Below are 12,712 nucleotides of genomic sequence, written 5' to 3'. Positions count from 1 at the left end.
GCCCTTTGTAACACAGTTTGTTTACAAAACGTTCATCGTTTTACTATTTGTTAATACTAAAAAAGCTTTCTATCTTTAATTAACTGCAATGATATCCAAGACAGAAAGCTTTTTATTATTATTTGTTGACATTTTATTAGCAAATGAACATTTTGATCATCTTTAAATATTATTTTCATTGATTAATTGATTTAAAAGCTTTTTCAGCTCATCATTATTATTTAACCATTCATTATATAAAGGAGATACCGTTCTTTTATACACCGTTATATCAGGATACTCTATCTCTATTCCCTTTTGTTCTAACGCTTTAAAAATGTCTTCTTCTGCTTTTCTTAATAGCTTCACTTCATAAGCAGCAGATTCTTTTGCTGCTTTTTCGATCAGTTCTCTATGCTCTTTTGACAGACTGCGCCAAAACTTATCGCTTATCAAATACATTGTGGGACTAATAATATGATTTGTGACGATAATCTTCTTTTGATTATTGTACCATCCGTTATTATAACTTAACAACGGAGGACTATCATGTCCATCAACTACATTTTGTCTTAATGCCATGGCGGTGTCCTGTACGTCCAATGATAAAGCATCAAACTGCATTGCTTTTAATGTATCAAGATTAATACCCGAAAAAGCGGTAGCAAGTAATGGCTTTCTTAAATATCCTTTATTGGGTATATCCTTCTGACTAATGGATATTTGTCTAAAGCCATTTAAGGTCCAGGCCAAACAACGAACGCCTAATGCGTCCATACCTTCAATGATTTTATTGCCAAATTCACCGTTTAACACATTCATTGCCTGCTCATAACTATCAAAAATATAAGGATATTTTATGATACTCATCTTGGGCAGTATATCCTCTACCGACTGACTTCCTATGCACATCTCGATTGTGCCATGCTTAACCCCTTGAATATAACCTTTTTCACCTATAAGCTGATTATTCGGATATGTTTCTACGCGTATTTTCCAGCTACTCTGTTCTTGAACCATCGGAATAAACTTTTCAACCAGCGCCAAATGCTGTGGGTGGGATTCCGGATAATTGTGCGCTATTTTGAGAATGATCATCTCTTCTGGTATAGGATCGTCAAATACTGCGGATTGTCTGCTTATTTTACTTCCCTTATATTGAGTGCTATCCTTCTTTGCATCATAAAAAACATTATAAACATATATCAATAATGTCAATACAAATACAACACCCAGCACTACTAATATCTGATTTCTTGATATAAATTTTTCCAATCAATTATCCCCCCATAGCATTAAATACGGATATTATCTCTATATTGCCCCGGAGTAATACCTTCGTATTTTTTAAAAGTTCTCATAAAAGTCTGAATGCTGTTAAATCCAACTCTAAATCCTACTTCTTTTATGGATAGTTGAGAATCCTTAAGAAGCTGTTTGGCTTTTTCTATACGGTTTCCATTTACATAATCGGTATAGTTTTTCCCTGTATAGTCTTTAAATATCTTACTGACGTATGCTCTGCTAAAACCAATTAAATCCGCAACTTCGTTTAATGAAATATCCTTACTTAAATTCTCGTTAATATATTCCAATATTCTCTCTGCATTTTTTTGGCTTTTATCACTATTCGTGCTGTTGATTTCATCCGAGATGGTCCGGCAGATCTTCATAAGCCAAACTTTAATATCTTCTATTGTCTCTTGAGCCGCCAATTGTTCATACAGATTCGCTTGTTTTCCAAAAATCTCATCTACCGTCATTCCCATATTGATTATCAGTTCCACAATGCCATTGACCAATCTTACAAATACCTGTTGAACACTTTCATATGAAATACTGCGGTTATTTAAAATCTCACCGGCCATTTCTTCAACTAATGTTTCTACTTCCTTATATTGGCCAATTCTAAGGTTATTTACAATCATTTTTTCTTTTTCTGAATTATGATAGTATAGTTCTTCTGATTGTACTTCTATATCATCTATATTGATTACCTCATTTGTACCCTGGTACAACTTATATTTAAGAGCAATAATTGCTTCATTGTAGGATAACTTAATATCGACAATACTCTTATACACCCTTCCGACCCCTTGTGTAATGGTAAAAGGAAAGTGCTTTTTAACCTCGTTCTTTATCTTTTCTATCATCAGTAGTAATTCATCTCTTGCTTGCATTGAAATACCTTCATTGGTGCAATTAATGATTGCGGCTATTTTATCAGACTCTATTTCAATACATACTCCCTTATTTCTACTTGAAATGACTGTTTCCGCCATGGCCATCAGGTTAATTTTATAAATACTTCTATCAATCTCATCGAATTTTTTGCAAAATTCGCTGTAATTATCTATTTGCATGACTACAACAATAAAATTTGTTGAATGGAAATCAATACTTAGCAATTTTAGTTTTTCAAGGATCTCTTCCAAACTCGTTCTCTTCCCCATGATCAAATTCGTAAATAATTTTTCTTTTACCATGGGTTTTATACTTTTGATAGCATCTTCCATACTTTTGTTTTTATCAATGACATCATTATAAGCATAATTTAAGAATTCGTACTCATCTTTGGCTGTAATGCCTTTGGTAAAAAACTCATCTTTTGAGGACGCTAAAATAAGATTGATTAATCTCTCAATAGGTTCATACATACCTTTTGAAATCAAGAAAGAAAATACCAAAGCAAATAGGATATAAATGATTGCTGAAATTTTGATCATTTTTGATATAATTTTAGAATCCTTTTGTAACTCTTCCAATGGAATGGAATAAATGTATTTCCATCCATTATATCCGGAAGTAGTATATGTAACCAACATCTTTTTACCATTGACATGTTGAATAACGTATCCGCTGTCATCTTTTAAAATAGCATTCATGCTAGGGTCATCACTAAAATATGTTCTTAATTTACTTTTCTCTTTATGAAGCAGTATTTTTCCATCACGATTGACTACATAAAGAACCCCATTATCTTCTGTATTTACTCCCGACACCAATTCATACAGCTTTTCTTCATTAATATTGACTATCACCGCACCCAACTTGCTCCATGATGAAAACGGAATATTCCTTATAAACGTAATACAATTAAATTGGTTGCCCAAAGCATCGGATATCTTTCTAGTCTCAAGTTTTGATGTGCCAATAATAAATTTATTATAGTCTTTAAACCAATCTTTATCATAAAAATCACTAAACTTATAAACCCCTCCTGTTGAGCTGTAAATTTTATCATTGTATGTATTATAGACATAAACAGAGGATATATAATTCGAGGCATATGAAACATTCATCAGCTTCCCAATGATCTTATGACTATTAGTAAACGACTCACTTGCAGGGTCAATGACTAATTCTACAACATCAGAGTCCTTGGCAATCTGCTGTACGATATCATCTACCTGCTTAAAAATCAAATCTACCGCTTCATTGGTTTTCACCAGCATATTCATATTGATATTATGCGCTTGCTTTTGTATGATCGCTATAGACCGTCTATAAATCACCGCATTGGTAGCTATTAAAGGTATAAGTGAAAACATCATAAGTACAAGTAAGGTTTTGACAAAAATACTATTAAATTTATAGTCATTTACATATTTTCTTTTCATATTCGCAAGTTCCTTCTTTCATGATCTATGCACCAATGATAATACTGACTTCTGAATGATTCTATTTATAAATGAATTGCAATTATATTTACCTTGTATAATACACCGTAAATCGCTAAGATAAGCAAAATGAATAAAGATTTGCATAATACTTTTAGTTAGTTTAGTATAACATATATTATTTCAATACTCAACATTTTACATAAACACTTCTATTCACATTATTCAAACTTTATAGGAGGGTGCGAAAACGTCCGATTTAGCACTTTTTCACAACCTCCTGTAATAATTAAACAAAAAAACTTCTTCTCGATAAATAGTATTATATTATACCAAGAAGAAGTTTTATAAATTACATGATTCTCATTTGATTAGTATTAATTTATGCTTCAATACCTTACTTCTTTTTTTTCATTACTGCTTCTACCTTGCTTACAATATTCCCAGCACTTAATCCGTATTTTTCCAGAAGTTCTTCATAGTCTCCCGATTCGGTAAATGTATCTTCTACGCCTATGATTTCCATTGGAACAGGATATTCTTTAATAAGTACTTCAGAAACTGCGCTTCCCAATCCGCCATAAACATTATGTTCTTCAGCGGTTACTACTGCGCCGGTTTCCTGCGCGCATTTTATTAGAAGTTCCTTATCAATTGGTTTTATTGTATGAATATTGACAACTCTTGCTTTAATTCCTTTAGATTTCAGCAATTCTGCCGCTTCTAATGATTTTGTAACCATATAACCTGTTGCTACAATGGTAACATCATTTCCTTCTGTCAGCTGAACACCCTTACCAATCTCAAATTCATAGCTTTCATCAAAAATAATAGGTACTTCTGCTCTGCTTAATCTCAGATATACAGGTCCATTATATGCTGCAGCCGCTTTTGTTGCCTTTGCTGTTTCAACAGCGTCAGCTACTGAAATTACGGTCATATTCGGCAATGCTCTCATGAAAGCGATGTCTGCGATCGCATGATGGCTTGCACCGTCGTAAGAATCCGACAAGCCTGCATATGTTCCTGCGAGTTTAACATTCAAATTTGTATATGCGATCAAGCTTCTTGCCGGATCTGCTGCTCTTAGCACCATAAAAGCTGCAAAAGTATTGATAAAAGGAATTTTGCCGGTAGTAGCCAACCCTGCAGCGATTGCTGCCATATTCGCTTCAGCGATCCCTACATTAAAGAATCTGTCAGGAAATTCTTTTCCAAACACACCACTTTTACTTGAACTCGCCACGTCAGCATCTAATACAACAACATCTTTATTCTCTTTTCCTATCTCAAGCAATACCTCACCATAAGCATCTCTTATCGCTTTTTTATTAGCCATTGACAGCACCTCCTAATTCAGCCATTGCTTTTTTGTAATCTTCTGCTCCGATTGGTTTTCCATGCCATGCATTCTGACCTTCCATGAAAGAAACACCCTTACCTTTAACGGTTTTTGCAATAATGATGGTAGGCATTCCTTTTGTTTTCTTTGCTTCATCAATTGCATCGGATATTTCTTCAACATTATGTCCATCAATATGGATTACATTCCAGCCAAAAGCTTTCCACTTTGCTGCAATATCTCCCATCGGCATGATTTCTTCCACTGTACCATCAAGTTGTACGCCGTTATTATCCAGAATCGCAATTAGGTTATCAGCTTTAAATTTCGCAGCGGACATTGCAGCTTCCCACACAATACCTTCTTGGATTTCTCCATCTCCCATTAAAACATAGGTATAATAATCCTTATTATCTAATTTTGCTCCCATTGCCATACCCAATCCGGCCGGCAATCCTAATCCCAAAGGACCGGTTGATAGTTCTACACCACAAGTCTTCTTCGCACAAGGATGCCCTTGCAGATTACTATTGATTTGTCTAAGTGTCTGCATTTCTTCTTTAGGGAAGTATCCTTTTTCAGCAAGTACAAAATATAATATCGGTGCCGCATGGCCTTTTGCCAATATGAAACGGTCCCTGTCTTCTTTTTTAGGATTTTTAGGGTCTACATTCATCTTTTCAAAGTATAATGTTGTAAGAATTTCAGTCGCTGATAATGATCCTCCCGGGTGTCCTGTTTGAATCTTGTGCAGCAGTTCGATAATTTCCACTCTGAAATTTTTACATAAATCTTCAAGGTATTTCTTCTTTTCTGCAGTTAAACTCATATGATCTCCTCCTTTATATTAATCTTCAACCGGCAGTAATACCAATTTCAGACCTTGCTTGCTTTCAAACATTTCAAAAGCTTTTTCCCATTCGGTAATGGGGAACTGATGGGATACAAGCGGTTTTGTTTTAACTTTGCCCTGTTCTAGAAGCTGAATCGCTTTTTCCCATGAGGTCCATCTGGAACCTAGTGAACCGGTTACTTTTAGCTCTTTATAGCAAATTCTTTCAAAATCAATGGTGATAGGCTTTCCAAACAAACCGATTTGGGTAAACTGTCCTTGCTTTTTAATTACATTTAAAGCACCATCGATAGCTCTTCCAACCCCAGAGCATTCGAAGACGATATCTACACCTCTACCATTTGTCAATTCCGATACAAATTTAGACAAATCTTCTTGCTGGACATTAATCGTATAGTCTGCTCCCAATTCTTTTGCCATCTTTAATCTTTCAGCATCAACATCTGTACCCGATACAATCACCGTAGCTCCTTGAGATTTTGCTACCTGCATCGTTGCCAATCCAATGGCACCAGGACCTTGAACCAGTACGACATCGCTTACGGTAATAGTAGTCAGCTCCAAAACAGCATGTGTGATACATGCCAAAGGCTCAATCAATGCGCCCGAAACAAAATCAATACTATCAGGAAGCGCATGTACTCTTTCGTGCGGCACCATGGTATATTTTGCGAAAGCACCATTGTACCAGTATCCCAAAGTCCTTCTATTATTACATAAATTATAATATCCGGTAATACAATAGTGACATTTCCCGCAGAAGCTATATGCTGTTTCGGATGTCACTCTGTCCCCTGGTTTCCATTCAGTAACTCCTTCTCCAACTTCAACAACCACACCACAGAACTCATGTCCTGTAATGACCGGTGGATTAATAGGAATACCGTCAATATCATCATGATAGATATGAAGATCCGAACCACAGATTCCCGCGGCTTTCACTTCTATTTTCACCTGCCCCGGTCCTGGTTTCGGTTCAGGTATATCTCTGATTTCCATATTCCCGTTTCCTCTAGCGTATTTTACTAATGCTTTCATAGAATTCCCGTATTGTACATACAATACGGTTAACCCTCCTCTCATAAACGAGCTTGTTAATTACACTTATTATATAAGCAATAACCATGCCAATTATTTTACCCTAAGTATTAGGTTGCCCCATATAAATAAAAAAATTAGGTTTTAAACTGTATTTTTTACCAAATACGCAAATAATCTGATCCCTGTTCGCCTACAAACAGCAAAAATTACAAATTCGGGCGGACAGAGTCATCCGCCCCTACTATATAAATTACACATTTTCCAGAATATAAAACATCATTCATATACTTACGTTTCAATATGGAACCATTATATATAAACAATCAGCATATTTATACCAAAGGCTTATCCCAGTTAAGCTTGCGACAATCGTTCTATTATGAAACAAACTCGGATTATGTTTCAATCCGAAACACAACCCGAGTCATTGATCCATCTCCACAATGTAGTTCTACCTATCCCTAATATTTTAGCTGCTTTTGTCCTGTCATCACCTGTAAATTCAAGTACCTTTTTTATGATCTCACTTTCAATCTCTTTTAAACTTCTATTGATGTCCAATCGAATTTTATATTCCTCCGATATATCCGGATGCTCATTATTTTCTTGTATTACCGGCGGTACTTCTTCATCCCAATCATCAATAAAGTTTTTAATGTGATAAAGCTCTACACGCTTTGCCGGAACAATGATTGCCAGTCTTTCTACTACATTTTCCAATTCTCGAACATTCCCATACCAATTGTATGATTGTAAAGCATTCATTGCTTCTTCCGACACTGTTTTTACATCTATATCGTTTTTCCTGCAATATTTCTCAATAAATGAATGGACAAATAACGGGATTGCATCTTTTCTCTCTCTTAGAGGGGGAATTTTTAAAGTTAGAACATTTAACCGGTAATAGAGATCTTCTCTAAAAATGTTGTCATCTATGGCTTTTTTCAAATCTTTATTTGTTGCGGCAATAACTCTTACGTCCACAGGCATTACCCGGTCGCTTCCTAACCTCATCACCTGCTTTTCCTGCAGTACCCTTAAAAGTCTGGTTTGTATGTGGGGCGCAATTTCACCAATTTCATCTAAAAAAATTGTTCCGCTGTGGGCAAGTTCAAAAAGACCTTGTTTTCCACCCTTTTTCGCCCCGGTAAAGGCACCTTCCTCATATCCGAACAATTCACTCTCCAAAAGATTATCAGGCAAAGCAGCACAATTTAAAGCCACAAAGGGTCTTTTTTTTCTACTGCTCGCATTATGAATTCCCTGAGCAAAAAATTCTTTGCCGGTACCCGTTTCTCCTACAAGAAGAATATTTGAACTGGTATTGGCATACAATTTAGCGATATCTACTAACTTATTCATCTTCTCATTTCCGGTAATCATATCCTCAAAATGATACCGAGCTACATGTCCTTTTAAATATACTTTCTTCCTGATTTTTTCTTCTGTATTTTGTATATTGCTTATATCCTGAAATACGCTTAAAGCCCCTGTAATTTTATCTCTAATCTTAATAGGCAGTGTACTGGCAATAATAATTTTTTCCCCAATATTATAAAACTCGTCCACTTTCGATTGCCCGTTCTTTATAACATCCTTAAAATTAACATGAGGCAGTACATCATTAATACTATGTCCTATTACTCGATCTTTGTGTATATTAAAAACTTTTTCCGCCGCAGGGTTAAAAAACTTTATTTGTCCTTTATTGCTAATACTCATAATACCGTCATGACTATAGTCTAGTATGGCTTTTAACTCTTCGAAACGTTCTCTCTCTCTATTGGTAGCATCTCTTATCTTTTTTGCCTCCGAAATGCTTTCTAAGACAGAATCCTTTCCCGACTCAATCAACAGTCCCTCAATGCCGCATTGTCTGGCAATTTGAATAGATATATGATCTCCTATTACCATCTCTGCTTTTCCTATGAGCTGCATAATCTTCGCTTTCTTTTGTTCAATGGTCTCCGCTTTATTAAAAATAACCGGTATAAGATTTACATCCAAAATCTCTGCGATGGTTTCAATATTATATACCACATTGTCATATCCCAAAAATCCAATATTCTTCCCTTTTTTTTTCGCTTCTTTTATAGATCGCATAATATCAATGGATGTAATCTGAATCTCAACGATGGGCACATCTATGAACTCTCTGAGCACAATGGCCGTCCCACCCCTGCTGATAATCACTTCCACTCCTTCAGAAATCATTTTATTGGCAATAGGGATAGCCTCATTCATATCTCCTAATTCAATATCAATCTGTTCATCAGTCATGTCGTTTATTTCTTTTGCAATATCCACAAGTTTCTCATAAGGCGAGATTAATCCAATTGAATACATAAATCTACCTCTCTGTAATACACGATTTGACTACATTATACTACATTGACGATAGAGTTTAAATAGTGAATAGGTAATAGTGAATAGTGAATAATTATAAAAATCCTGCTATGGCCTATCAATCATTCACTATTCATTACTCACTATTCATTACTCACTATTCATTACTCATTGTTCATTACTCACTGTTCATTACTCACTGTTCATTATTCACTACTCATTACTCACTGTTCACTATTCACTATTCACTATTCATTATTCACTGTTCATTATTCACTGAATTATTTCGCTGCTCCAAATAGCAAGTCAGGCAAAAATAGCGAAATCTGCGGAACGTAGGTTATAATCAACAGCGTTACCGCTAATATAATCAAATACGGCGTAACTGCCTTCGATATCTTTTCAAAAGGAACTTTGGATACACCGGCTAGTACATATAGTACCATTCCTACAGGAGGAGTCAGCAATCCTATCATCAGATTCAATATCATAACAATCCCAAAATGTACAGGATCTATTCCCAGTCCCATAACTACCGGCATTAATACAGGCGTTAATATGGTAAGCGCCGCAATTGTTTCCATAAAAGTACCTGCAATTAATAGAAAGATATTGATTACTAAAAGCGCCATATATTTATTCGGGAAATTGGCAAGGAAAAATTGAGATAATTTCTGTGGAATCTGTTCACTGGCCAATATCCATCCAAATAGAGAAGCAGCTGCTACAATCAGCATAACACCAACTGTCGTATTTGCTGTTTCTCTTAAAAAACGCGGCAAATCCTTAATAGTAATAGAACGATATACAAATGCCAGTATAAGAGAATATATCACCGCAATAATGGCGGCTTCGGTAGGCGTAAACACACCTATCAGAATTCCTCCGATAATTACTACCGGCGTCAAAAGCGGAAAGAAAGATGATTTTGTCGCAGATAATATCTCTCTGAAAGTAGCCTTGCGTTCTTTCGGATAATTCCTCTTTTTACTTTGATGATATACCAAACCGGCCATGACCAATCCCATAAATAGTCCGGGTAATACCCCCGCAATAAATAGCCGTCCTATGGATACACCGGCAATAACGCCAAATACAACAGCTGGTACACTAGGCGGGATAATCGGACCAATGATGGACGACGCACCGGTGACAGCCAAACTAAAATCTTCATCATATCCGGCATCCTTCATTGCTTTTAATTCTATAGCTCCTAATCCTCCCGCGTCAGCAATTGCCGTACCGGACATACCGGAAAAAATAATACTCGCAAGTATATTCGCATGGCCTAAACCACCGGTAATATGCCCTACAAGCTTATTTGCAAATGAAAATAATCTTTCGGTAATTCCGCCCGAGTTCATAATAGATCCTGCCAAAATGAAAAACGGAACCGCCATTAACGGAAAGGAATCCCCTACCCCCATCGCCATTCTTTGTACCGCAATAAGGGGAGATATATCTTTAGTTATAAGATAGAATAATGAACTAATAAATAACGAGAAAGCTACCGGAACCTTAAGTATTAAAAGAAGCAACAATGTTCCCAACAGTGTAAGCATTATATATTTCCCCCCTTCTTCGGAATAAATACACCAATTGTCTCAATAAGCAGCCGTAAAACCACGATAATACATCCAATGGGCACAGCCGCTACTACATAGCTCATAGGAATCCCCATTGCAGACGATGCTATGCTATGCTGTTCTATCGTAAATTTTATCCCGTATGGAATAATATAAGCAAAACAAAAGATCGCTAATGCATTAGTAGTAACTGTTACTATTTTCTTCATGGTTGGAGGAAACTTATTATAAAATGCCTCCATCTCAATGTGGATATGATGTCTTACACCATAACCCGCACCTATAAACGCAAGCCATACAAAAAGATATCTGGCAAGCTCTTCACTCCATACTAAGGGGTAATTAAATATATATCTCATAAAGACCTGAACAGTCAAAACAATACCCATGACAGCAAGGGTACTGAGTACGAACCATTCCTCAATTTTATCCCAAATCTTCATATTTGCCTCCTAATTTAATAAATGGGAGGATCACTCCCCCCATATTCATTTTTACCGTATTATTATTTTACAGCCTGTATTTTCTCAAACAAACCTTGGCCCCATGTGCTTTCAAACTCTTTGATGACTGAAGCAGTGGCTGTTCTAAATGCTTCAACATCCGATTCAATAACTTCCATTCCACCCTTTTTGAATTCTTCAAGTGTTGCTTTTTCATTATCCGCAATTTCTTGATTAATGGTAGGTGCTATTTCTTTTACTGCATCCATAAGGATTTGTTTTAAATCGTCAGGCAGCTCTTTTAATTTCTTTTCAGACATAACGATTGGCGTTACTTGGACAACATGTCCTGTTAAATTAATATACTTTTGAACTTCATTAAATTTTTGGCTGGCGATTGTTGGAATAGGGTTCTCCTGTCCGTCAACAACACCTTGTTGTAATGCAAGATATACTTCCGATAATGCCATTGGAGTAGGATTGGCACCCATTGCTTTAGCATTGGCAACACTTAAAGGTTGGTCAGGAGCTCTAAGCTTTAATCCTTTTAAATCGGCCGGAGTCTTTATAGGCACCTTAGAAGTGGTTACATATCTGGTGCCATAGTACAATGCAGCTAATTCACGAATACCTGTTTCAGATGCCATTTTTTCCCACAACTCGTTCCCTACATCTCCTGTGGTTACTTTTTGCATATGATCTACGTCTCTAAATACATAAGGCGCATCAAATACCAATATAGGCTTAAATCTCTTTCCTAATTCTCCAGGTCCGATAATCGCCATATCAACGATACCATTTACGATGCCGTCTGCAATATCTTTTTCACTACCTAATTGTGCTGCAGGATAGTGATTAATCACAAGCTTTCCATTTGATTTGGTCTTGACTGTTTCAGCCAATTTGTCCATACCTTTTGAGAATGGATGATCAGGAGCATATACATGCGCGAGTTTATAAGTTACAACTTTATCTGCTGCTTTTTTCTCATCTTGCTTAGGTGCCTCTTGTTTAGGTGCTTCTTGACCTGGTGTATCCTTTGCTTCTTCCTGTTTGGGGGCACATCCTGTAAATGCAAGCGTTAATACGAATACCGCTGCAAGCACAAGTGCTAAAGTTTTTCTGGTTTTTCTAGACATCTTAATTCCTCCTTAAAATTATATATATTTATTGTAATAATCCGGCATTTAAAGGTACTATTGCAATCTCTTTAAATACTGAATTAAATTACCTTAAAAACTTTTCTGTTTTATGATATTATAATCAAAAGAAATATTAACTATACTTTCCTTTGGAATCAGTCAAATACTAATGGTTACTTTGAACAATTTTCTTTTTTTTTATAATTTTTTTTGTTGCATATTCACCAAATCCTTAAGTCAAATATATAATAAAATGCCGCATTAGTAAATTAACACTTTTATAAAGCCGCTAACCTTTTTTATTACATTCTGCTTATCTCTAGGTGTTTATACCATTTTTTATAATGATTTTTTTGATTA

At 35.7% G+C, this 12,712-nt stretch carries 9 protein-coding genes; all 9 read right to left on the bottom strand.

The window, feature by feature from the left end; translation table 11 throughout:
- Nucleotides 1-162: 162 nt before the first annotated feature.
- Nucleotides 163-1,254: a TRAP transporter substrate-binding protein gene (locus QKW49_RS25385; protein WP_282865429.1), complete on the bottom strand. Its 1,092-nt coding sequence runs from the start codon at nt 1,252-1,254 to the stop codon at nt 163-165.
- A gap of 20 nt (nt 1,255-1,274) precedes the next feature.
- Entirely contained in the window at nt 1,275-3,599 is a 2,325-nt protein-coding gene (locus QKW49_RS25380; protein WP_282865428.1) for a helix-turn-helix domain-containing protein, read from the bottom strand.
- A 397-nt stretch (nt 3,600-3,996) separates the two neighbouring features.
- Entirely contained in the window at nt 3,997-4,938 is a 942-nt protein-coding gene (locus tag QKW49_RS25375) for a transketolase C-terminal domain-containing protein (protein ID WP_282865427.1), read from the bottom strand.
- Complete coding sequence (locus tag QKW49_RS25370) at nt 4,931-5,770, bottom strand: transketolase (RefSeq protein ID WP_282865426.1); 840 nt, start codon at nt 5,768-5,770, stop codon at nt 4,931-4,933. The genes QKW49_RS25375 and QKW49_RS25370 overlap by 8 nt, the downstream gene beginning before the upstream one ends.
- Nucleotides 5,771-5,788: 18 nt before the next feature.
- Nucleotides 5,789-6,856 (bottom strand): zinc-binding dehydrogenase, encoded by a 1,068-nt coding sequence (locus tag QKW49_RS25365; protein WP_282865425.1) that lies wholly within the window; start codon nt 6,854-6,856, stop codon nt 5,789-5,791.
- Between the two features lie 381 nt (nt 6,857-7,237).
- Nucleotides 7,238-9,181, bottom strand: a complete 1,944-nt coding sequence (locus QKW49_RS25360; RefSeq protein WP_282865424.1) for a sigma 54-interacting transcriptional regulator — start codon at nt 9,179-9,181, stop codon at nt 7,238-7,240.
- Between the two features lie 281 nt (nt 9,182-9,462).
- Complete coding sequence (locus QKW49_RS25355; protein ID WP_282865423.1) at nt 9,463-10,743, bottom strand: TRAP transporter large permease; 1,281 nt, start codon at nt 10,741-10,743, stop codon at nt 9,463-9,465.
- Nucleotides 10,743-11,210 carry a TRAP transporter small permease gene (locus tag QKW49_RS25350; RefSeq protein WP_282865422.1) on the bottom strand — a complete coding sequence of 156 codons (468 nt, stop codon included), beginning with the start codon at nt 11,208-11,210 and terminating at the stop codon, nt 10,743-10,745. Before QKW49_RS25350 ends, QKW49_RS25355 begins: the two co-directional genes overlap by 1 nt.
- A 62-nt stretch (nt 11,211-11,272) precedes the next feature.
- Nucleotides 11,273-12,349 (bottom strand): sialic acid TRAP transporter substrate-binding protein SiaP, encoded by a 1,077-nt coding sequence (locus QKW49_RS25345; RefSeq protein WP_282865421.1) that lies wholly within the window; start codon nt 12,347-12,349, stop codon nt 11,273-11,275.
- Nucleotides 12,350-12,712: the final 363 nt, after the last annotated feature.

The organism is Petroclostridium sp. X23 (assembly GCF_030013905.1).
In the GTDB taxonomy this organism is placed as follows: domain Bacteria; phylum Bacillota; class Clostridia; order SK-Y3; family SK-Y3; genus X23.
The sequence above is the reverse complement of the archived record's forward strand: the minus strand, read 5'-3'. Positions and strand labels throughout refer to the sequence as shown.

Coding starts and splice junctions, on each gene's coding strand:
- QKW49_RS25360 (WP_282865424.1), bottom strand. CDS start 9,181: ATGTATTCAATTGGATTAATCTCGCCTTATGAGAAACTTGTGGATATT.
- QKW49_RS25375 (WP_282865427.1), bottom strand. CDS start 4,938: ATGGCTAATAAAAAAGCGATAAGAGATGCTTATGGTGAGGTATTGCTT.
- QKW49_RS25370 (WP_282865426.1), bottom strand. CDS start 5,770: ATGAGTTTAACTGCAGAAAAGAAGAAATACCTTGAAGATTTATGTAAA.
- QKW49_RS25355 (WP_282865423.1), bottom strand. CDS start 10,743: ATGCTTACACTGTTGGGAACATTGTTGCTTCTTTTAATACTTAAGGTT.
- QKW49_RS25350 (WP_282865422.1), bottom strand. CDS start 11,210: ATGAAGATTTGGGATAAAATTGAGGAATGGTTCGTACTCAGTACCCTT.
- QKW49_RS25380 (WP_282865428.1), bottom strand. CDS start 3,599: ATGAAAAGAAAATATGTAAATGACTATAAATTTAATAGTATTTTTGTC.
- QKW49_RS25345 (WP_282865421.1), bottom strand. CDS start 12,349: ATGTCTAGAAAAACCAGAAAAACTTTAGCACTTGTGCTTGCAGCGGTA.